This is a genomic window from Olsenella sp. An285 (assembly GCF_002159625.1).
GTDB classification, from domain to species: domain Bacteria; phylum Actinomycetota; class Coriobacteriia; order Coriobacteriales; family Atopobiaceae; genus Thermophilibacter; species Thermophilibacter avicola.
In genome coordinates this window covers 23467-45061 of record NZ_NFIZ01000006.1, presented here as the reverse complement: position 1 = coordinate 45061, position 21595 = coordinate 23467, and the positions used below count along the sequence as shown (strand labels likewise).

General features: G+C 67.2%; 19 protein-coding genes and 1 tRNA gene. 1 reads left to right on the top strand and 19 read right to left on the bottom strand.

The annotated features are described in order from the left end of the window. Positions 1–34 precede the first annotated feature (34 nt). The 8 genes from fabZ to B5F79_RS05360 form a co-directional block, all read right to left on the bottom strand. On the bottom strand, positions 35–448 hold the full coding sequence (fabZ, locus tag B5F79_RS05395; RefSeq protein ID WP_087218482.1) for a 3-hydroxyacyl-ACP dehydratase FabZ: 414 nt from the start codon (positions 446–448) through the stop codon (positions 35–37). Between the two features lie 13 nt (positions 449–461). Beyond that, positions 462–938: an acetyl-CoA carboxylase biotin carboxyl carrier protein gene (accB, locus tag B5F79_RS05390; protein ID WP_087218479.1), complete on the bottom strand. Its 477-nt coding sequence runs from the start codon at positions 936–938 to the stop codon at positions 462–464. Positions 939–940: 2 nt separating this feature from the next. After that, the gene (gene fabF / locus B5F79_RS05385; RefSeq protein WP_087218476.1) at positions 941–2188 is read right to left on the bottom strand and encodes a beta-ketoacyl-ACP synthase II; all 1248 of its coding nucleotides are present in this window, start codon (positions 2186–2188) and stop codon (positions 941–943) included. A 93-nt stretch (positions 2189–2281) separates the two neighbouring features. Next, complete coding sequence (gene fabG, locus B5F79_RS05380; RefSeq protein ID WP_087218473.1) at positions 2282–3052, bottom strand: 3-oxoacyl-[acyl-carrier-protein] reductase; 771 nt, start codon at positions 3050–3052, stop codon at positions 2282–2284. A 2-nt stretch (positions 3053–3054) separates the two neighbouring features. Further along, the gene (locus B5F79_RS05375) at positions 3055–3990 is read right to left on the bottom strand and encodes an ACP S-malonyltransferase (protein WP_087218470.1); all 936 of its coding nucleotides are present in this window, start codon (positions 3988–3990) and stop codon (positions 3055–3057) included. Beyond that, on the bottom strand, positions 3978–4922 hold the full coding sequence (gene fabK / locus B5F79_RS05370; RefSeq protein WP_087218467.1) for an enoyl-[acyl-carrier-protein] reductase FabK: 945 nt from the start codon (positions 4920–4922) through the stop codon (positions 3978–3980). The genes B5F79_RS05375 and fabK overlap by 13 nt, the downstream gene beginning before the upstream one ends. Before the next feature lie 2 nt (positions 4923–4924). Beyond that, on the bottom strand, positions 4925–5161 hold the full coding sequence (locus B5F79_RS05365) for a phosphopantetheine-binding protein (protein ID WP_087218464.1): 237 nt from the start codon (positions 5159–5161) through the stop codon (positions 4925–4927). Positions 5162–5218: 57 nt separating this feature from the next. Then, the gene (locus B5F79_RS05360; RefSeq protein ID WP_087218461.1) at positions 5219–6178 is read right to left on the bottom strand and encodes a beta-ketoacyl-ACP synthase III; all 960 of its coding nucleotides are present in this window, start codon (positions 6176–6178) and stop codon (positions 5219–5221) included. A 172-nt stretch (positions 6179–6350) separates the two neighbouring features. Between B5F79_RS05360 and B5F79_RS05355 the strand changes: the two genes are divergently transcribed. After that, positions 6351–7136 (top strand): biotin--[acetyl-CoA-carboxylase] ligase, encoded by a 786-nt coding sequence (locus B5F79_RS05355; RefSeq protein ID WP_241147258.1) that lies wholly within the window; start codon positions 6351–6353, stop codon positions 7134–7136. 137 nt (positions 7137–7273) lie between these two features. On the opposite strand, the gene B5F79_RS05350 is transcribed toward B5F79_RS05355, so the two are convergent. From B5F79_RS05350 to rpmG, 11 genes are all read right to left on the bottom strand, one after another. Next, positions 7274–8434, bottom strand: coding sequence for a hypothetical protein (locus B5F79_RS05350; RefSeq protein WP_087218457.1), 1161 nt, complete (start codon positions 8432–8434; stop codon positions 7274–7276). 469 nt (positions 8435–8903) lie between these two features. Next, positions 8904–13328 carry a DNA-directed RNA polymerase subunit beta' gene (locus B5F79_RS05345; RefSeq protein ID WP_087218454.1) on the bottom strand — a complete coding sequence of 1475 codons (4425 nt, stop codon included), beginning with the start codon at positions 13326–13328 and terminating at the stop codon, positions 8904–8906. Positions 13329–13333: 5 nt separating this feature from the next. Next, complete coding sequence (gene rpoB / locus B5F79_RS05340) at positions 13334–16774, bottom strand: DNA-directed RNA polymerase subunit beta (RefSeq protein WP_241147257.1); 3441 nt, start codon at positions 16772–16774, stop codon at positions 13334–13336. Positions 16775–17493: 719 nt separating this feature from the next. Continuing rightward, the gene (rplL, locus tag B5F79_RS05335; RefSeq protein ID WP_087218448.1) at positions 17494–17874 is read right to left on the bottom strand and encodes a 50S ribosomal protein L7/L12; all 381 of its coding nucleotides are present in this window, start codon (positions 17872–17874) and stop codon (positions 17494–17496) included. A 96-nt stretch (positions 17875–17970) separates the two neighbouring features. After that, positions 17971–18492, bottom strand: coding sequence for a 50S ribosomal protein L10 (gene rplJ / locus B5F79_RS05330; RefSeq protein ID WP_087218445.1), 522 nt, complete (start codon positions 18490–18492; stop codon positions 17971–17973). Positions 18493–18779: 287 nt separating this feature from the next. After that, on the bottom strand, positions 18780–19487 hold the full coding sequence (rplA, locus tag B5F79_RS05325; RefSeq protein WP_087218443.1) for a 50S ribosomal protein L1: 708 nt from the start codon (positions 19485–19487) through the stop codon (positions 18780–18782). A 77-nt stretch (positions 19488–19564) separates the two neighbouring features. Continuing rightward, positions 19565–19993, bottom strand: coding sequence for a 50S ribosomal protein L11 (gene rplK / locus B5F79_RS05320; RefSeq protein ID WP_087218441.1), 429 nt, complete (start codon positions 19991–19993; stop codon positions 19565–19567). Positions 19994–20089: 96 nt separating this feature from the next. Further along, entirely contained in the window at positions 20090–20638 is a 549-nt protein-coding gene (gene nusG / locus B5F79_RS05315) for a transcription termination/antitermination protein NusG (RefSeq protein WP_087218438.1), read from the bottom strand. Positions 20639–20640: 2 nt separating this feature from the next. Continuing rightward, entirely contained in the window at positions 20641–21027 is a 387-nt protein-coding gene (gene secE / locus B5F79_RS05310) for a preprotein translocase subunit SecE (RefSeq protein ID WP_087218435.1), read from the bottom strand. Positions 21028–21098: 71 nt separating this feature from the next. After that, positions 21099–21174 (bottom strand) — tRNA-Trp (locus B5F79_RS05305). Positions 21175–21194: 20 nt separating this feature from the next. Further along, entirely contained in the window at positions 21195–21344 is a 150-nt protein-coding gene (gene rpmG / locus B5F79_RS05300) for a 50S ribosomal protein L33 (protein ID WP_087218432.1), read from the bottom strand. Between the last annotated feature and the right edge of the window lie 251 nt (positions 21345–21595).

The window sequence follows — 21595 nt, the reverse complement described above, 5'->3', positions numbered from 1 at the left end:
GAGGGAAGCGTCCCCTCCCATCACCCTGCAGCCACTACATCAGGGCGAAGGACATCTCCGCCTGGCAGCAGAGCTCCCCGTTGACGCGGGCCTCGCCCGTGGCAAAGCGGAAGGGCCCGCGACTCTTGGTGATGCGACAGGTGAGCTCGATGGTGTCGCCGGGGCGCACGGGGTGCTTGAAGCGCACCTTGTCGAGGCTCGTGTAGAGGGGCGTGGCGCCCTTGGCGGCAAGGTCATTGGCAAGCAGGACGCAGCAGTTCTGCGCGAGCATCTCGCACTGGATGACCCCGGGGACGATGGGGTTGCCGGGGAAGTGGCCCTGGACGAAGAACTCGTCCCCCGTGATGGTGATCTTGCCGTGCGCCTCGCCGTCGACGACCTCAGCCTCGTCGAGGAGAAGCATCGGCTCGCGGTGCGGCAGCAGGTCCTTGAGCTCTTCCTTGTTCATGCGACGCCCTCCCCTAGTAGATCTTCATGAGGCAGCAGCCGTACTCGACGAGGTCGCCGTCGTGCACGCAGATGTCCACGACCTCGCCGTCCTCCTCGGCCGTCACCTCGTTCATGACCTTCATGGCCTCGATGACGCAGAGGGTGTCGCCCTTCTTGACCTTGGAGCCCACCTGCACGAAGGGCTCCGCACCAGGGGCGGGAGCGGCGTAGAAGACGCCGACCATGGGGGCGCGCACCGCGGTGGTGTGGGACATGTCGAGGGGCTCGTCGCCGGCGGGCACAGGGGCCGGGGCAGGCGCGGGAGCGGATGCGGGCGCCGGGGCGGCGGGAGCCGCGGGCGCGGGGAACGGCACGGGGGCCGGGGCCGCCGCGGGGGCGCCGCCGCACTCGAGCTCGACGGCGGAGCCGTCCGGGTCCTCCACGCGGACGCGCGTGAGGCCGTGGCTCCTCATGATGTCGGCAATCTCGGAAATCTTGGCCGAATCCATGGTTAGCTCCTCTCCACGGCGCGCAGGGCGAGCGCCGCGTTGTGTCCGCCAAAGCCGAGGTTGGTGGAGAGAGCCCAGGTGAGCTCGCACTCGACGGCCTCGTTGGGCGTGTAGTCGAGATCGCACGCCGGGTCGGGCGTGTGGTAGTTGATCGTGGGCGGCACGACGCCGTTCTCGAGGGCGAGGGCACAGGCCATGGCCTCCACGGCACCGGTGGCGCCGATCATGTGGCCGGTCATGGACTTGGTGGAGGAGACGTGCGCCGCGCGGGCGGCCTCCTCGCCAAGCGCCTGCTTGAAGCCGAGCGTCTCGGAGGCGTCGTTGAGCTTGGTGGAGGTGCCGTGCGCGTTGATGTAGAGGCCCTCCTCGGGCTTCACGCCGCCCTCCTCCACGGCCAGCCTGATGGCGCGGGTGATGCCGGCGGCCTCGGGGTCGGGGCTCGTGATGTGATAGGCGTCGTCGGTGTTGCCGTAGCCCACGAGCTCGGCGTAGATGTGGGCGCCGCGCGCGACCGCGCGCTCCCACTCCTCGAGGACGAGCATGCAGGCGCCCTCGCCCATGACGAAGCCGTTGCGCTCCGCGTCGAACGGGCGGCACGCGGTAGCGGGATCGGGGTTGGTGGTGAGGGCGCGGCAGCTGGTGAAGCCGGCGATGGACTCCGGCATGATGGCGGCCTCGGCGCCGCCGGCGAGGATGGCGTCGGCGTAGCCGTGCTTGATCGCGCGGAACGCCTCGCCCACGGCGTGGGCGGAGGTGGCGCACGCGGTCACGACGGGAAGCGTGGGGCCCAGTGCCTTGTGGCGGATGGCGATGTTGCCGGTCGCCATGTTGGCGATCATCATCGTGATCATGAACGGGGACGCGCGACGCGGGCCGCGGTCGGCGATGACGTGGACGTTGTCGGCAAAGGCGTTGATGCCGCCCACGCCGGAGCCCACGTAGACGCCCAGGCGCTCGCGGTCGATGGCGCCCTCGGCGTCGAGGCCGGAGTCGGCCATCGCCTCGTCGGAGGCGACGAGCGCGTACTGGGAAAAGAGGTCCAGGTGCGCGGCCTCCTGCTTGCCGAGAAGGGCGGCGCCGTCGAAGTCCTTGACCTCAGCCGCGACCTTGACCTTGAAGTTCTCGGTGTCGAAGTGGGTAATGGGACCGATGCCGCACGTGCCGGCGACCATGGCCTCCCAGGTCTCCTTGGCGGTGTTGCCGAGCGGCGTGACGGCGCCGATGCCGGTGATTGCTACTCTGTGCTCCATCTCAACTCCCAACGCGTGCAAAAGGGACAGTCACTTTTGCACGTCTGTCGTGCGGGCGTGCAAAAGTGACTGTCCCTTTTGCACGCGTGCCAGTTACATCGCCATGCCGCCGTCGACGCGAATGACCTCTCCGGTAACGTAGGACGCGGCGTCGCTCACGAGGAAGCGGGCCACCGCGGAGATCTCCTCCGCGCTCGCGAGGCGGCCGAGGGGAATCTGCTTCTCGTAGCCCTCGACCACGCTCTCGGAGAGCACGGCCGTCATGTCGGTCTCGACGAAGCCCGGCGCGATGGCGTTGACGGTGACCCCGCGCGGGGCGAGCTCGCGCGCGACGGACTTGGTGAGGCCGATGAGGCCGGCCTTGGAGGCCGCGTAGTTGGCCTGGCCCGCGTTGCCCATGAGGCCCACGACGGAGGCCATGTTCACGATGCGGCCTCCGCGCTGGCGCATGAAGGCGCGCGAGAGGGCGCGGATGGTGTGGAAGGCGCCCTTGAGGTTGACGTCGATGACGCGGGCGAAGTCCTCGTCGGACATGCGCACGAGCAGGCCGTCACGCGTGACGCCCGCGTTGTTGACGAGGGCCCAGACGCCGCCAAAGTCCGCCAGCACCGCGTCGACGGTGGCCTTGACGGCCTCCGGGTCGGAGACGTCGCAGCGGTAGGCGCGCGCGGTGGCGCCGGCGGCCTCGCAGGCGGCCACGGCCTCGGCGGCCGCGGCCTCGTTGCCGGCGTAGACGAGGGCGAGGTCAAAGCCGTCGGCGGCAAGCCCCTCCGCGACGGCGCGGCCGATGCCGCGCGAGGCGCCCGTGACGAGGGCCACGCGGCGGGAGGCGTCGCGCTCGATGGCCCCGATCTTCTCGGCCATTGCTACTCCCCCTTCTCGGAGAGGGCGGCGAGAACCGCCTCGAGCTGCTCAACCGTCTCGCACGGCAGCGCGGTCACGCCCTCGAGGGTGCGCGACACGAGGCCCGTGAGGGTCTTGCCCGGGCCCACCTCGATGAAGGTGTCCACGCCGTCGGCCGCCATGTTCTGCAGGGTGCGCACCCACTGGACGGGGTTGGCCACCTGACTGGCGAGAAGGGCGGCGCGCTCGGGGGCGTCCGCCGGGTACGGCTCGCCCGTGCGGTTGGCGAGCACGGGGACGCGGGTCTCGCCGGGCTCGTGCCCGTCGGCGAGGTAGGCCGCGAGGCCGCGCTCTGCGTCTGCCATGAACGGGCTGTGGAAGGCACCGGAGACGGCGACCTTCATCGCGCGGCCCTTGGCCTCCTTCACGAGGACGTCGAGGCGCTCGCATGCCTCGGCGGTCCCGGCCACGACGGTCTGGAGCGGGCTGTTGTAGTTGACGGGCCAGGCCTCGCCCGCCTCGGCGGCGAGACGCTCGACGGTGGCGGCGTCGAGCTTCACCACGGCGCGCATGGCGCCGGGATTGGCGGCAGCGGCGTCGGCCATGAGCTCGGCGCGGCGGCACACGAGCTCGAAGCCCTGCTCGTCGGTGTAGGCGCCGGCAAACGTGAGCGCGGCCACCTCGCCAAGGGAGAAGCCCGCGACCACGTCCGGCGTCACGCCGCGCGCCTCGAGGGCGCGGGCGCACGCGAGGTCCGCCGCAAACACGCAGGGCTGCGTGTTGATGGTCTGAGAGAGCTCCTCCTTGGTGCCGGAGAGGCACTGCTCGGTGGTGCCGGGGCGCACGGCGTCGGCGGCGTCAAAGACGGCCTTCGCCGCGGCCTCGGACTCGATGAGGTCTGCGCACATGCCGGGGTGCTGGGCGCCCTGGCCGGCAAAGAGGAAGGCTACCTTACCCATTGCATCGCTCCAGACAGGACCTTCTCAGCCCCGTTGACGAGGTCGTCCACGATCTCGAGCGCGCTCTGGCGCTCGCGCACCATGCCGGCGATCTGGCCGCAGAGGAACGAGCCGTTCTCGTAGTCGCCCTCCTTGGCCGCCTTGCGCAGCGCGCCGGTGCCCAGCGCGTTGAGCTCCTCCTCGGATGCGCCCGCGGACTCCATCTGGGCGTACTTGTTGGAGAAGGGGTTCTTGAGGGCGCGGACCGGGTGCCCGGTGGAGCGGCCGGTCGCGCGCGTGGAGATGTCGTTGGCCTTGATGACCATGTCCTTGTACTGGTCGGACACGGTGCACTCGTTGGCCACGAGGAAGCGCGTCCCCACCTGGACCCCCACGGCGCCGAGCATGAGGGCGGCGGCGAAGCCGCGCCCGTCGGCGATGCCGCCCGCGGCGATGACGGGGATCTTCACGGCGTCGACGACCTGCGGAACAAGAGCCATCGTGGTGGTCTCGCCGATGTGGCCGCCGGACTCGGTGCCCTCGGCCACCACGGCCACGGCACCGGCCCGCTGAACGAGCCTTGCCATGGCAACGGAGGCGACCACGGGGATGACCTTGATGCCCGCGGCGTTCCACGCCTTCATGTACTTGGTGGGGTTGCCCGCGCCCGTGATGACCACGGGGACGTGCTCGTCGATGACGACCTGGGCAACCTCGTCGGCAAACGGGCTCATGAGCATGACGTTCACGCCAAAGGGCTTGTCGGTCTTCTCGCGAAGCTCGTGGATCTGCTCGCGCAGCCAGTCGGCGTTGGCGTTCATGGCGGCGATGACGCCCAGGCCGCCGGCCTCGGACACGGCCGAGGCGAGGGAGGCGTCGGCGATCCATGCCATCCCGCCCTGGAAGACGGGCTTCTCGATGCCGAGAAGGTCGCAGATGGGGGTGCGCAGCATGACTAGTTCTCCAGCAGGGAGTCGACCATCTCGACGAACTCGCCGATGGTGGTGGGGTTGGACTCGGCGTCGATCTCGATGCCGAACTCGTCCTCGCAGGCCATGACGGCCTCGACGGTGGCCAGGCTGTCCAGGCCCACCTCGGCGAGCGTGGTCTCGGCGGTCAGCTCGACGTCGTCGAGGCCGCCCTGCTCGCGGACGATAGCGCACACGCGGTCGAAGGTGCTCTGATCTGCCATGGTTCTTCTCCTTATCTCCGTGCGCCCGGTCGGGCGCGCCGATGGACGTTGCTTGGCCTACTCCCAGCGGAGCAGGCAGGCCCCCGTGTCGAGCCCGGCGCCAAAGCCCACGAGAACGACGAGCTGGCCGGACGAGAGCTCGCCCGAGCGGACGAGCCTGTCGAGGGCAAGGGGGATGCAGGCGCTCGAGATGTTGCCCGTCTCCTCGAGGACGCGCGCCACCTTGGCGGGGTCGATGCCAAGGCGGGTCACGGCCGAGGAGAGGATGCGCTCGTTGGCCTGGTGGAAGACAAAGTGGTCGATGTCCTCGACAGAGACGCCCGCCTCCTCGCAGAGGGCGCTCACCGAGGAGCAGATGGCGTTCACGCCAAACTTGAAGACGCGGCGCCCCTCCATGGTTAGGACGTTCGCGGGGTGCTCGGTCCTGTCGTAGGGCGAGCTGCCACCGATGCCCGGCACGTGGAGGATCTCCACCGAGGGCTCGGTCTCGAGGCGCATGGCGAGCGGGCTCTCCCCGCCCGCGCCCAGCACCGCCGCGGCGGCACCGTCGCCAAAGAGGACGCACGTGGCGCGGTCCTCCCAGTCGACGAGGCGGCTCATCTTCTCGGCCGCCACCACGAGCACGCGCTCCGCGCGGCCGCGCGCGAAGTAGCCGTCAGCCACGTCGAGCGCGAAGACGAAGCCCGCGCAGGCGGCGGAGACGTCGAAGGCGGGGCAGCTCGCACCCAGGCGCTCCGCGATGGCGCAGGCCTCCGCGGGGATGAGGTGGTCACCGCTCGTGGTGGAGCAGATGATGAGGTCGAGCTGGTCGGGCGTGACACCGGCGGCCTCGAGGGCCAGGCGGCTCGCCTCGACGGAGAGGTCGTCGAGGGTCTCCTCCGCGCAGATGCGACGGCTCTTGATGCCGGTGCGCGGGAAGATCCACTCGTCGGAGGTATCAAGGAACTCGGACAGGTCGTCGTTGGTCACCGAGCGCGCCGGAAGCGCGGAGCCCGTGCCCAGAATGCGGAGTCCCATCTTCTCGCCCCCTGTCGTCATGTTGTTAACGAGTCAACATCTCATTGGTAGGCTAGTCAATCGGCGGATGCCGTGCAGCGTTATTCTTTTGCCGGGACCATTTTGCCATGATACCTCCACACGGTCCCGGCCCACCCGCCATCAAATCCGCCAGCGTGAGGAGGAGAAGAACGTGCTCCCGCCACTCCAGACCCTCGAGGAGGTCGGATCGACCAACGACGAGGCCCGGGCGCTCGGCCGGTCCGGCGCGCCGAGCGGCGCGGCCGTCGCCGCGCGCCGCCAGACCGCCGGGCGCGGGAGGCGCGGCCACACGTGGGCGTCGCCGGAGGGCAACCTCTACTTGTCCGTCCTGCTGCGGCCCGCCGTGCCGCCCTCAAAGCTGCCCGGGCTTGCGGCGGCCTGCGGCCTCGGCATGCTGGACGCCCTCGATGGCTTTGGGCTTTCAAATGTGCCACAGCTCAAGTGGCCCAACGACGTCCTTGCGCGCGAGCGAAAGCTCGCCGGGATACTCGTTGAGGCGGGGCGCGACGAGGCCGGAGAGACCTTTGCCGTCTGCGGCGTGGGCGTCAACATCGAGCGAGCGCCCGCGAACCTGGGGGCAATCTGTCTGGCGGACCTTGGAGCCGCACCGTCCTTCTCGGCGCTCGCCGAGGCGCTGCGAGATGGCATCGTCGCCCGGACGGACGCCTGGGCAGCGGCCGGGGGCATCGAGCCCCTTGCCGGAATCCGGGACGACTACCTTGCGCGCCTCACCTGGCTGGGGCAGCAGGTCGTGGCGCTCTCGCCTGAGGGATACGTACTCTGTCGCGGAAATCTTCTCGCCGTGGATCTCTGGGGCCGCGCCGTAGTCGAGGCCCCCGACGGCCCGAGGTCCTTCTCGACCGAGCAGGTCTCCCTGCGATCGGCGTGCCCGCCCACCGGCGCCGCGCCCACCCGCGTGCCCGCCGGCGAACTCTGACTTTTCTGTACATTACGCGCGGACGCCCGAAGGGCCTTCCAAGTTTTTGCAGGTAGGCGAGCTGATCGTTCTTCTCGCCTCTTCAGGCGCCCCCGTAATGTACAGAAATCTCAGAGTTCGCCCTGTGACGCCGGGCTTCAGACAAAAGGAAGGCTCTCCCAGTCAACGAGGACCTCGTCTCTTAGGCGCCGACCTGCCGCACGCTGCCGCTCCGTCGGCGGTGCCCAGGAAACGCCCCTCTTCTCCGCCACCATCTTGGAGAGCGCCTGGGTGCGGGCCTCATTCTTGAGCTGCCGATAGGTAACGGGCAAGACCTCCACCCCCATCAGCTTTAGAGCGGCCGTTCTGTCGGAGTCCGAGAGAAAGCTCGAGCCGACGTCGTGTGCGAGCCTGCTCTGACACTCGAGGTCCAGCCCCTCCCTCCAGTAGAGATCGCAATAGCAGCTGAACCGCCCGGCGAGCGCCCGAGCCTCGGGCGTGAGCGCGATACGCTGATTGTGGGCAAACCCATCCTGCCCCTCCCCGCCCCGTCTGCGCGAGAAGCCCAAGATGATTCCCGCCCTCGCTTCGAACGGAGACGCCGCGCCCGGAGTCACCAGCCGCGCTGCCTCGAGCAGCCGCTCGCGCCCGCCCGGCGAAGGCGACTGCTCCGCGATGCGTCGCAGGTCGGCGGGAGTGACCAGGGGCTTTCTCGACCAGAGGTCCGTGAGCTTGCCCTCGCGGTCGAGGCAGGGCTCCCAGCCGCCCATCCGCGGGAGAAGGTTGGCGTCCACAAGGCGCTGGAGCACCTCCCGCAGGCACTCCGGAGCCGAATAGACCGCAAAGGAGCCGCAGAGCTCGGCAGCAAGGAGCACCGTCCTCGCCAGGCTCGCCCTCCGGGCAAGCTGCAAGAGCGCAAACCCGGGCGATACCACGCGAAGATCATCTGATATCCGGCTCAGCTCACCTTGCGGAACGCCGGCCGACCACAGGCGCGGCCTCACGATGGTTGCTCGCCGAGTCTGCTCGCGCCTTGTCACCAGCACGTCCACGGGTCCTTCCATGCACACAGAGAGAAGCGCCGACGACGTGCGAATCGCGCGCGAGGCCTCCCCGGCAGCCCGCCAGTGAGTGCCGGAGGATGCGCATGCGCGAGCCAGGGGAAGCTCGGCGCAGCCCGCGCACAGATTGGAAAGCTCCTCGGGGCTCACCAGATTGGCGAGCAGGGGGTCGTCGTCCGCCGCGCTGGCGAGCAGGCGGACGATCGGCGGAACGCGCCAGTACAGAAACGCGGATATGTCACAGATGATGGTCTCCATGCGCGGAGGCTATCACCTCGCCCCCAGGCGCGCCGAAGCCAAGACGGGCAGAATTGGCCTATACGTTTGAGCGTTTATGTCTTGCGGCAACGAAGCACAAGGCCAGGGGCGCCCGCGCACAAAAAAGTGCAGAAAGTGACTCACGTCGATAGGTTCGTGTAACCTTCGCGGGCGGCGCCTTTCTGCCGGTGGACGGGGTGGCCACCGTCGCGGTCTGCCGCGTACCCGCCGGCGAACTCTGACTTTTCTGTACATTGCGCGGGCGCTCGACGGGGCGAGAAGAACGAGCACCTCGTCGAGCTGCGCAAACGCCGGACGGCCTGGAAGGGTCCGCTCCCAATGTACAGAAATCTCAGAGTTTGATGGGCCCCGGTTTGGCCGGCCGCCAGGCGCGCGACGCAAAAGGCGCCGGCCCCGCAGCTGCGGAACCGGCGCCTGAGTCGCCTTGCGGCGTCATTGGTGCTAGGGGCTACTCCTCGTCCCCGGCCTCCTGGCGGACAACCTGGGAAAGCAGGTCGTCGAGGGAGCCAAGGTCCTCGTTGATGACGTCGGAGTCATTGGAGGAGGTGTCGGAGCCGCCGATGAGCTCGTCATCGAAGTGGTGCGTGGACGGCGCGGCGGTGCCGAGCATGATGTCGGCGTCGGCGTCGGGCGAGAAGACCATGTTCAGGAGCTGGGAGAGGTCCTCGCTGTCGGCCTCGACGTCGTCGGGCTCCAGGATGTAGAGCAGGCCGCGGGCCTCGAGGCCGTCGCGGAGCTCCTCGATCGCCTTGGCGCCGATGCCGTCGATGCGCAGCAGGTCGTCCTCGGTCTTGCCGATGAGGTCGCCCACCGTCTCGATGCCCACCTCGCTGAACTTGTTGGTCCAGCGCTGCGAGACGCCCAGGTCGTCGAAGAGGTAGAGCTTGGCGTCCTCGCTGGAGAGCGTGCGGCCGTTCTTGGAGTACACGCCGCCGAAGCCGTAGTCGTCGCCCACCCAGTCGAGCTGCTTGGGCAGCTGCTCCTCGATGGTCTTGAGCTCGTCGGGGGCCCACTCGGGCAGGCTCTTGGCCAGAGGCGACGTGGGGCCGTCGATCTTGGTGCCGTGGTAGGTGAGCTCCACGTTGTTGTAGGCCCCGAGGCCGGTGCCCGCGGGGATCTGCTTGCCCACGATGACGTTGGACTTGAGGTCGAGCAGGTGGTCGACGTCGCCCTCGATGGCGGCCTCGGTGAGGACGCCGGCGGTGCGGATGAACGACGCGCTGGAGAGCCAGGAGTCGATGGAGCTCGCGACCTTGAGAGTACCGAGGATGACGGGCTCGGCCTCGGGCGGGGTGCCGCCGGCCAGGGTCACGTTGCGCACGGTGTCCGCGAAGACGTAGCGGTCGACGTACTGGCCCAGCAGGTACTGGGAGTCTCCGGGGTTGGTCACCTGGACGCGGCGCAGCATCTGGCGCGCGATGACCTCGATGTGCTTGTCGTTGAGGTCGACGCCCTGGGAGGTGTAGACGTCCTTGACGGACTCGACGAAGGTGTGCATCGTCGACTCGATGTCCGTGAGCTTGCGCAGCTTGCGGAAGTTGACGAAGCCGCGGGTGATCTGGTCGCCGGCACGGACCTCCACGCCGTCCTCCACGTCGGGCATAAAGCGGACGGAGGCCGGGACGCGCCACTCCTCGATGATGCGGGACGGGTCGTCGGTGTCCAGAATGCGCAGCAGGTACTCGGTCTGCTCGGGCATGATGCGGAGCAGGCCGGACACGGGCGCGAGGTCGGCCTCGCGGCCGAGGATCTTCTCGTTGACGTTGCCGACGACGTCGAACATGCGGGCGACCGTGGGGAGGCCCTGCGTGATGTCGTCAGCGCCCGCGACGCCGCCGGAGTGAATGGTGCGCATCGTGAGCTGGGTGCCCGGCTCGCCGATGGACTGGGCGGCGATGACGCCCACGGCCGTGCCGATGTTGACCGGACGACGCGTGGAGAGGTCCCAGCCGTAGCACTTCTGGCAGACGCCGTACTTGGACTTGCAGGTGAGCAGCGCGCGGAGCTCGACCCTCTTGAGGCCGTGCGCGACGAGCATCTCGAGGTCGTCCTTGGACTCGATGTAGCCGTCCTTGGCCACGAGCACCTCGCCCGTCTCGGGGTCGACGATGTCGTTGAGGGCGCAGCGGCCGATGAGGTCGGTGTCCACGCTCGTCTGGCCCGGCTTGATCAGGGGGTAGGTGACGCCCTCGTCGGTGCCGCAGTCCTCCTCGCGAACGATGACGTCCTGGGCCACGTCGACGAGACGACGGGTCAGGTAGCCGGAGTCGGAGGTGTGCGATGCGGTGTCGACGAGGCCCTTGCGCGCGCCGTACGTGGAGATGAAGTACTCCAGCGGCTCGAGGCCCTCGCGGAAGTTGGCCTTAATGGGCAGGTCGATCGTATCGCCGGACATGTCGGCCATGAGGCCTCGCATACCGGCGAGCTGACGCAGCTGCGTCTTGGAGCCACGGGCGCCGGAGTCGGCCATCATGTAGATGGGGTTGTCCTCGGCAAAGCCCGCGAGCATCTCGGTGGCCAGAAGGTCGGTGCACTCGGTCCAGGCGTTGACGACCTCGGTGTGACGCTCCAGCTCGGACAGGAAGCCGTCCTCGTAGTACTCGTTGATCTCGTCGACGCGGTCCTGCGCCTCCTCGAGCAGCTGGGGCTTGTCCTCGGGGATCGTGGCGTCCCAGACGGAGACCGTGAGGCCCGCCAGTGTGGCGTAGTGGAAGCCCGTCTCCTTGATGGCGTCCAGGATGGGCTCGACCTCGGCCGTGGTGTAGCGGTCGCAGCAGTCGTTGACCAGGGTGCCGATGTCGCTCTTCACCATCTTGTAGTTGATGAAGGGGTAGTCGGCCGGCAGGCACTGGCGGTTGAAGATGATGCGGCCCGGCGTGGTCTCGAAGCGCGCGGTGCGCTCGGTGACGTCGTAGTCCACGCTCTCGCCCTTGGCGGTGAGCACGCGGAAGATCTTGCGGTCGCCCTCGACGACGTTGGCGTCGGCGGCGGAGACGCGCACGATGACCGGCTGCTGGATGCCAAGGTCACGGCCCATGTCAATGGCGAGAAGAGCGTCGTCGAAGTCGGCGAAGACCGGGGTGTCCTCGGTCTTCTCGCCCTTCTCGGTGGTGAGGTAGTACGCACCGAAGACCATGTCCTGGGACGGGACGGTCAGCACCTTGCCGGAGGCCGGCGAGCGCAGGTTGTTGGACGAGAGCATGAGCACGCGGGCCTCGGTCTGGGCCTGCGTGGACAGCGGCACGTGCACGGACATCTGGTCGCCGTCGAAGTCCGCGTTGAAGGGGGCGCACACCAGCGGGTGCAGGTGGATGGCCTTGCCCTCAACGAGAACCGGCTCGAAGGCCTGGATGGAGAGGCGGTGCAGGGTGGGTGCGCGGTTGAGAAGGACCAGGCGATCCTGGACCACCTCGGAGAGCACGTCCCACACGGCCGGCATCTGGCGGTCGATGGCACGCTTGGCGCCCTTGATGTTCTCGACCTTGCCGAGCTCCACGAGGCGGCGCATCACGAACGGCTTGAAGAGCTCGAGGGCCATCTGCGTGGGCAGGCCGCACTGGTGCAGCTTGAGCTTGGGGTCGACGACGATGACCGAGCGGCCGGAGTAGTCGACGCGCTTGCCCAGGAGGTTCTGGCGGAAGCGGCCCTGCTTGCCCTTGAGGGCCTCGGCGAGGGACTTGAGCGGGCGACCGCCACGACCGGTGACGGGACGGCCGCGACGACCGTTGTCGAAGAGCGCGTCCACGGACTCCTGGAGCATGCGCTTCTCGTTGTTGACGATGATCGCCGGGGCGTCGAGGTCGAGCAGGCGCTTGAGGCGGTTGTTGCGGTTGATGACGCGACGGTAGAGGTCGTTCATGTCCGACGCGGCGAAGCGGCCGCCGTCGAGCTGCACCATCGGGCGCAGGTCGGGCGGGATGACGGGGATGACGTCGAGGATCATGTTGGCCGGGTCGTTGCCGCCCTTGAGGAAGGCGTCGACGATCTCCAGGCGCTTGATGGCCTTCTCGCGCTTCTGCTTCTGGGCGTCATCGGAGGCGATGATGGCGCGGAGCTCCTGAGCGGAGGCCTCGAGGTCGATGCTGCGAAGCAGCTCGCGCACGGCCTCGGCGCCCATGCCTCCCTTGAAGTAGATGCCATAGTAGCGCTTGAGCTCGGAGAAGAGGCCCTCGTCGGAGATGAGCTCGCGCTCCTCGAGCTGCATGAACTTCTCGTAGGCCTCGCGGCGGAGCGCCTTCTCCTCCTCGTACTCCTCCTCGAGGTCGGCGATGCCGGCGCGGATCTCGTCGGCGGAGAGGGGCTCCACCTCGCCGAACTCGTCCTCGGTGGCCTCGCCCTGCTCTTTGAGGCGCTCGATCTGGTCGTCGCGCTCGGCGTCGAGCTCCTCGAGGTCGGCGGCGAGCTCCTCCTTGAGGTCCTCCGCATCGGCCTCGCGGGCCTCGGTGTCCACGTGCGTGATGATGTAGCTCGCGAAGTAGAGGACCTTCTCGAGGTCCTTGCTCTTGATGTCGAGCAGGCGCGCGAGCGGGAAGCTCGTGGGGCTCTTGAAGTACCAGATGTGGCTCACGGGCGCCGCGAGCTCGATGTGGCCCATGCGCTCGCGGCGAACCTTGGCCGTGGTCACCTCGACGCCGCATCGCTCGCAGACGATGCCGCGGAAGCGGATGCCCTTGTACTTGCCGCAGGCGCACTCCCAGTCCTTCTGCGGTCCGAAGATCTTCTCGCAGAACAGGCCGTCCTTCTCGGGCTTGAGAGTGCGGTAGTTGATGGTCTCGGGCTTCTTCACCTCGCCGTGCGACCAGCTGCGGATGCGGTCAGCCGAGGCAAGGGAGATCTTGATTGCGTCGAAGTCGGTGGTGTCGAAATCTGCCACAGTCGCTACTCCTTATCGCTGTCCGCGCTGCCCACGAGGGCAACGTCGGCGTTCTCGAGGTCGTCGGCGGGCGCGGTCGCGAGCTCGTCGGCGTCGGTCATCTCGGCGAAGACGTCCACGGCGCTCTCGGCGGAGACGGCCTCCTCCTGCGCGGTGCGCTCGGTGCGCCTGCGGTAGGAGATCGGCTCGATGTCCAGGGCCAGGGAGCGAATCTCCTTGACCAGGACCTTGAAGGACTCCGGGATGCCGGCGGCGGGGATGTTCTCGCCCTTGACGATGGACTCGTAGGTCTTCACGCGGCCGTTGGTGTCGTCGGACTTGACCGTGAGGATCTCCTGGAGGACGTTCGCGGCACCGTAGGCGTAGAGGGCCCAGACCTCCATCTCGCCGAAGCGCTGGCCGCCAAACTGGGCCTTGCCGCCCAGGGGCTGCTGCGTGACGAGGCTGTAGGGGCCGGTCGAGCGGGCGTGGATCTTGTCGTCGACCATGTGGCCGAGCTTCAGGATGTAGCTCGTGCCCACGGTGATGGGGCTCTCGAAGGGCTCGCCCGTGCGACCGTCGTAGAGCGTGGTCTTGCCGAGCTCGTTGAGCTGCGGGACGAACTCCTCGCGCATGTGGTCGCCGTAGTCCAGGCGGGCCTTGTTCATGAGGTTGACGTTGCAGCGGCGCAGCAGCTCGGCGACCTCGTCGTCCGTGGCGCCGTCGAAGACGGGCGTGGCCACGCGGATGGGGCCGGGCACGTAGCGCTCGGAGGCGTCGGACTCGTCGTCCCAACCGTGGGAGGCGCCCCAGCCGAGGTGGCACTCGAGGAGCTGGCCGACGTTCATACGGGACGGGACGCCCAGCGGGTCGAGAAGGACGTCGACGGGCGTGCCGTCGGCCATGTAGGGCATGTCCTCCACGGGCAGGACGTTGCAGACGACGCCCTTGTTGCCGTGACGGCCGGCGATCTTGTCGCCCTGCTGGATCTTGCGGCGCTGCGCGACGAAGACGCGGACGAGCTCGTTGACTCCCGGCGGGAGGTCGTCGCCGGCCTCGCGGCTGAAGCGCACGACGTTGACCACGCGGCCGTAGGCGCCGTGCGGCATCTTGAGGGAGGTGTCGCGCACGTCGTGGGCCTTGGCGCCAAAGATGGCGCGCAGCAGGCGCTCCTCGGCGGTGAGGGCCGTCTCGCCCTTGGGCGTGACCTTGCCCACGAGGATGTCGCCGGGGCCGACCTCGGCGCCGATGCGGATGATGCCGTCATCGTCGAGGTTGGCGAGCATGTCCTCGGAGAGGTTGGGGATCTCGCGGGTGATCTCCTCGGGCCCGAGCTTGGTGTCGCGGGCGTCGATCTCGTGGCGGGAGATGCTGATGGAGGTCAGCAGGTCCTCCTGGACCACGCGCTCGGAGACGATGATGCCGTCCTCGTAGTTGAAGCCCTCCCACGGCATGTAGGCCACGGTGAGGTTGGCGCCGAGGGCGAGCTCGGAGTGGTCGATCGAGGTGCCGTCCGCAAGCGGCTGGCCGGCCTCGACGTGATCGCCGGCGTGGACGATCGGACGGTGGTTGATGCAGGTGGACTGGTTGGAGCGCTGGTACTTGGGCAGGTCGTAGCGCTCAGAGCCGTACTCGTCCGAGTAGACCACCACGTGGGCGGCGTCGACCTCGGAGACGGTGCCGGCGTGGGCGGCGCAGACGAGCTCACCGGAGTCGAGCGCGGCGCGCTCCTCCATGCCCGTGCCCACGAAGGGGGCGCTCGTGCGGATCAGCGGCACGGCCTGGCGCTGCATGTTGGCGCCCATGAGGGTACGCTTGGCGTCGTCGTGCTCGAGGAACGGGATGAGGTTGGCGGCCACGGAGAGCAGCTGGCGCGGGGAGACGTCCATGTAGTCGACGTCCTCGACGCTCACCTGCGCCGGCGCGCCGAACGAGCCGTCGAAGTCGCGCGTGCGGGCGATGATGCGCTCGGGGTGGGAGATGTTGCCCTTGGAGTCGACCTCCACGAACTCGCCGGTCTTGGGGTCGAACGGCGTGTTGGCGGGGGCGATGTTGTGCGTCTCCTCCTCGTCGGCCGTCATCCAGTCGATCTTGTCGGTGACCTTGCCGTCCTCGACGCGACGGTACGGGGCCTCGATGAAGCCGTACTCGTTGACGTGCGCGTAGAGGGCGAGCGAGCCGATGAGGCCGATGTTGGGACCCTCGGGGGTCTCGATCGGGCACATGCGGGAGTAGTGCGAGTTGTGGACGTCGCGCACCGCGGTAGGAACATTGGTGCGGCGGCTGGATCCGGACTTGTGGCCGGCGAGACCGCCCGGGCCCAGGGCCGACAGACGACGCTTGTGCGTGAGGCCGGCGAGCGGGTTGGCCTGGTCCATGAACTGGGAGAGCTGCGAGGAGCCGAAGAACTCCTTGATCGCGGCCACGATGGGGCGAATGTTGATGAGCGACTGCGGCGTGATGTCGTCAACGTCCTGGGACGCCATGCGCTCGCGCACCACGCGCTCCATGCGGCTCATGCCAATGCGGAACTGGTTCTGCACGAGCTCGCCCACGGTGCGGACGCGGCGGTTGCCAAAGTGGTCGATGTCGTCGAGGCGCTTGGAGGGGTCGCCCGCGTGAAGGGCAAGCAGGTAGCGCAGGGACTCGACGATGTCCTCCTGCGTGAGGACGCGCGCGGAGGACTCGACGTCGATGCCGAGCTTCTTGTTGACCTTGTAGCGGCCCACGCGCGCGAGGTCGTAGCGCTGCTCGTTGAAGTAGAGGCCGTCGATGAGCGAGCGGGCGGAGTCCACGGTGGGGGGCTCGCCGGGGCGCTGGCGACGGTAGATCTCCAGGAGGGCGTCCTCGCGGGTGGTGGCGGTGTCACGCTCGACGGTGTTGCGCACGACGTCGGAGTCGCCCAGGAGGGACAGGATCTCGTCGTCGGACTCGGCAATGCCGAGGGCGCGCAGGAACATCGTGGCGGACTGGCGACGCTTGCGGTCGATGGAGACCACGAGGTGGCCGCGCTTGTCGACCTCGAACTCGAGCCACGCGCCGCGGGCGGGGATGAACTGTGCCTTGTGCACGCGCACGCCGTTGTCCATCTCGGACGAGAAGTACACGCCGGGCGAGCGGACGAGCTGAGAGACCACCACGCGCTCGGTGCCGTTGATGACGAAGGTGCCGCGCTCGGTCATGAGCGGGAAGTCGCCCATGAAGACGAGCTGCTCCTTCATCTCGCCGGTCTCCTTGTTGACAAAGCGCACGTCAACGAAGAGAGGTGCCTGGTAGGAGATGTCCTTGGCGCGGCACTCCGCGATGGTGTGCGCGGGGTCGCCAAACTGGTGGTCGCCAAAGGTGACCTGCAGGGTGTGGGCAGAGTTCTCGATGGGAGAGAACTCCGCAAAGGACTCGGCAAGGCCCTCGCCCATGAAGCGCTCGAAGGACTCCTTCTGAACCGAGATCAGGTTGGGGAGCTCCATCGCAGGGGCAATCTTGCTAAAGGTCTTGCGTCCCGTCGTGCCTTGTGGTTTGGTAAGTGCAATCTTTGCAGTAGACACCAGGCTATCCTCCTTCAAAAAGGGTGGAAGGCGGCAATTGTCGCAACGTAATAAGCTACCGAAATCCCGCCCCTGGGTCAATGAAAAGTCTTGACTTGCGCCTCGTTTTCGAGTATGTTTTCGCGCTTACTCAATCTACCTGCGGAAATGCTTTGCCGAGAAGAACCTGACATGTGTAGGTTCGGTGGGGCCATGCGGTCTGATCGCCGCTGGCCACGCACTTCTCGGTAAACGTTTGCCACGTGCCCGCACTTCTCGGTCGCACTCATGAGTGCGGGCCGGAGGGCACTCCCCGCCCGCACCTGGCTACGGATGCCGAGAGCAACCCCGCACTCGGCGCCTCGCCACGGCAAAACTGCCCGCACTTCTCGGCCGCACCCGTGAGTGCGGGGCGGAGGGCACTCCCTGCCCGCACCTGGCAACGGACGCCAAGAGGCCAACCGCACCTGACGCTCCGGCCCGCCAAAACTGACCGCACTCCTTGTTCGAATCAGGGAGTGCGGTCCGCCTCTCGGCGCACAGCGAGACGTGCGCCCGCACTTCTCGGCCCCGCTGGCCCCATGCACACGAAAAGGGGCCGGACCCGTTGGGCCCGACCCCTTGAAGGTGCGCTTGCGCGATACCCGGTGAAGTAAGCGAACTTACTTGAGGGTGACGGTGGCGCCGGCCTCCTCGAGCTGCTTCTTGGCGGCCTCGGCGTCCTCCTTCTTGGCGCCCTCGAGGACGGCCTTGGGGGCACCCTCGACGACCTCCTTGGCCTCCTTGAGGCCGAGGCTGGTCAGAGCGCGGACGACCTTGATGACGGCAATCTTGTTGTCGCCGAAGGACTCGAGCACGACGTCGAAGTTGGTCTTCTCCTCCTCCTCGGCGGCAGCGGCGGCCGGAGCGGCGGCCACGGCGGCGACGGGGGCGGCGGCGGAGACGCCGAAGGTGTCCTCGATAGCCTTAACGAGCTCGGAGGCCTCAAGAAGGGTCATCTCCTTGAGGGCGTCAATGATCTCCTCGGTGGTAAGCTTAGCCATTTTTGGTTTCCTTTCGATCCCGCACGGGGCGTGCGGATGGTCTTTGCGTGTCTGAGGCTCTCGCCTCTCTTGGTGCGGCCAGGCCTCGGGGTGCCGCTAGGCGGCCTGCTTCTGCTCGGAGACAGCGTTGACGGAGCGCGCGAGGCCAGCGGGGACCTCCTTGACGCACACGGCGATGTCGCGGGCGAAGCCGTTGATGAGGCCGGCGAGCATACCCATGAGCTGATCGCGGTTGGGCAGGTCAGCGTAGGCCTTCGCCTCCTCGGCCGTGAGGGCCTTGCCATCGGCGATGGCGCCGACGAACGCCATCTTCTTGAGCTTCTCGGACTGCTCCTTGATGACCTTGGCGGCATCAACGGGGTCCTTCTCATAGAAGACGTAGGCGCAGGTACCGGCGAGCATATCGTCGACGTTGGGCATCCCGGCGTTCTCGAGGGCGATCTTGACGATGTTGTTCTTGTAGACCTTCATCTCGGCGCCCGCCTCGCGCAGAGCGCGGCGAACCTCCTGAGTCTCCTTGACGGAGAGGCCACGATAGTCAACGACGAAGACGCCGTTCGAGGACTCCAGGGAGCTGGCGACCTTCTCGAGCATGGCAACATTGGACTTGGACGGCATGTATCAGTACACCTCCTCTTCGATGCGGTCGGGCACGAGCCGCCGACGCGGGCGGGCCTTCCGCATGAGAAGACCCCGCATGGCGCAGCCAAAGCGGGGTCCTCGAAGATGCTATCTCTGAGACCACCTCGGCAGGCGGGTTACCCCTTTGAGCCTTGCGGCACCGGCTGTCTTTGGCAGCGGACGTGCTGATGAGCAAAAACACAAGACGGGCGTCTTGCGCTGAGACATTGTGCCATTGCACAGGACGCCCGTCAAGCGTTCAGAGTATCTTCAAGCGAGAAGAACTACTCCTCCATAAAGTTGCGGGTCTTGGTGGGGTCGACCTTGATGCCAGGGCCCATGGTGGTGGAGATGACCACGGACTTGACGTACTTGCCCTTGGCGCTGGACGGCTTCACGCGGAGGAGCTCGGTGAGAAGCGCGCCGTAGTTCTCGACGAGCTTCTGGGTGTCAAAGGAGACCTTGCCCATGGGGACGTGGCAGATGCCGTAGCGGTCGGCGCGGTACTCCACGCGACCGGCCTTGAGCTCGCCGACCATCTTGGCGACGTCCATGGTGACGGTGCCGAGCTTGGGGTTGGGCATGAGGCCACGGGGGCCGAGGATCTTGCCCAGGCGGCCGACCTTGCCCATCATGTTGGGCGTGGCGATGGCGGCGTCGAAGTTCAGCTCGCCGGCCTGAATCTGGGCGACGAGATCGTCGGAGCCGATGACGTCGGCGCCAGCGGCCTCGGCCTCGCGGGCCTTCTCGCCCTCGGCGAAGACGGCGACGCGGACGGACTTGCCGGTGCCGTGGGGCAGGGAGATGGAGCCGCGGACGTTCTGGTCGGCCTTGCGGGTGTCGACGCCCAGGCGGACGGCGACCTCGACGGTCTCGTCAAACTTGGCGGGAGCGAGCTCCTTGGCGAGCTCCATGGCCTCCTTCGGAGAGTAGAGCTTGGAGCTCTCGACCTTGGCGGCGGCGGCCTTGTAGTTCTTTCCGTGCTTAGGCATATTACTTCCTCCTGTGGTCAGCGGGCTTCACGCCCTCCCACATCGTTGTTGACAAGGGGACAGTCCCTTTGTCAACCCTACTCGGCGATGGTGACGCCCATGGAGCGGGCGGTGCCGGCGACGATCTTCTTGGCGGCCTCGATGTCGTTGGCGTTGAGGTCCGGCATCTTGATCTCGGCGATCTTGGTGAGCTGCTCCTGGGTGAGCTGGCCGACCTTGTCGCGCTGGGGCACGCCGGAGCCGCTCTTGAGGCCGAGCTCCTTCTTGATGAGCTGGGCCGCGGGCGGGGTCTTGCAGATGAAGTCGAAGGTGCGGTCCTCGTAGACCGTGATCTCGACGGGGATGATGTCACCCTGCTTGTCCGCCGTGGCGGCGTTGAACGCCTGGCAGAACTGCATGATGTTGACCTGGGCGGCACCGAGGGCGGGGCCGACGGGAGGCGCCGGGTTGGCGGCACCGGCCGGAATCTGGAGCTTGATGAAGTGCGTGACCTGCTTCTTGGCCATGGTTCTTCTCCTTGGGGAAACGTGTCGTGAAGATACTGCTATGTAAGCGCCGAGCCCGAGAAGCTATCCTCACCGATGCCGGGCTGGCGGGAACTCCTAGCTGATGACGGAGATCTGGTCGAGGGTGAGCTCCACGGGGGTCTCGCGGCCGAAAATCATGAGCATGACCTTCACCTTGCCGGACTCGGCCATGACCTCGGAGATCTGGCCGTCGAAGTCCGCGAGCGGGCCCGAGAGGACGCGCACGGTCTGGCCGACCTCGAGGTTGGTGGAGGTGCGCTTGGGCACGGAGGCGGTGGTGCCGCGGCCGCCGGAGCGACGCATGATCTTGTCGAACTCGTCGCGACGAAGCGGGGTGGGCTTGCCGTCGAGGCCGACGAAGCCGGTGACGCCGGGCGTGTTGCGCACGACGGCCCAGGTGTTGTCGTCGATCTCCATGCGAACGAGGACGTAGCTCGGGAAGACCTTGGACTCCTTGGTCTCGCGCTTGCCGCCGTCCTTGATCTCGGTGACCTCCTCGGTCGGGATCTGGATGTCCACAACCTTGTCCTCGAGGCCGTAGGTCTCGATGCGGTGCTCGAGGTCAGCCTTGACCTTGTTCTCGTAGCCGGAGTAGGTGTGAATCACATACCAACGCTTAGCCATGCCTACCCCCTCAGGCCGGTGAAGCCCACCAGCGCAGCCACGATGCCGGAGTCAACGAGCCAGATGACGATGCCAAAGACGATGAGCATGGCGATGATCGCGACGGAGTAGCTCTTGAGCTCCTCGCGAGAGGGCCACACGACGCGGCGCATCTCGGAGCGAACGTCGCCGAGGTACGAGCGAAGGCGACCGAAGAAGCCAGGGTTCTTCTCGGCCTTCTTGTCCGCCTTCTTCTCGGGCTTCTTCTCGTCCTTGGCCTTGGTCAGGCCCTTGGCCGCCTTCTTGGAGTCGTCGGCGGGCGCAGACGCGGCCTGGGCGGCCTCGACGCGGGCGCGCTCCTCGGCGCGAGCCTTGCGGGCGCTCCTCTTGTTACGGTCCTTGTTCGCCATCCGTCGACTCCTAGAAAACGTCCCTTACATGGAAACCGGCTAACCCCGAAGGGAAAGCCGGTGGTGAAATCTGGCAGGCCAGGAAGGACTCGAACCCTCAACAAACGGTTTTGGAGACCGCCGCTCTACCATTGGAGCTACTGGCCTGTGATGAAAACCCACCTAGGTTAGCGGGTCTCCCTGTGAAGCGTGTGCTTGCGGCACCACGGGCAGTACTTCTTCAACTCCATGCGATCGGGGTTGTTGGCCTTGTTCTTGTCCGTGGTGTAGTTGCGGCGCTTGCACTCGGTGCACGCGAGGGTAACTAGAGTACGCATTGATCCTCCTGAAGAACTTCTCGTTGGAGGGGGTTTCCCTCGAACGTGACGCGATGGAGAACGATACCATCGGCACGCCCATGTTGTCAACTCTTCCAGGTGTGCGTTGGCTACATCACAAAATCCGCAAATGTGAGCGCCGCAGCAGAAAACGCCCGTGCAAAAGTGCCTGTCACTCTTGCACGGCATTCGCAGCTGAAAAAGGACCCGGCGCCTTAAGGGACGCCGGGTCCAGAACTAGCTTCGGTAGA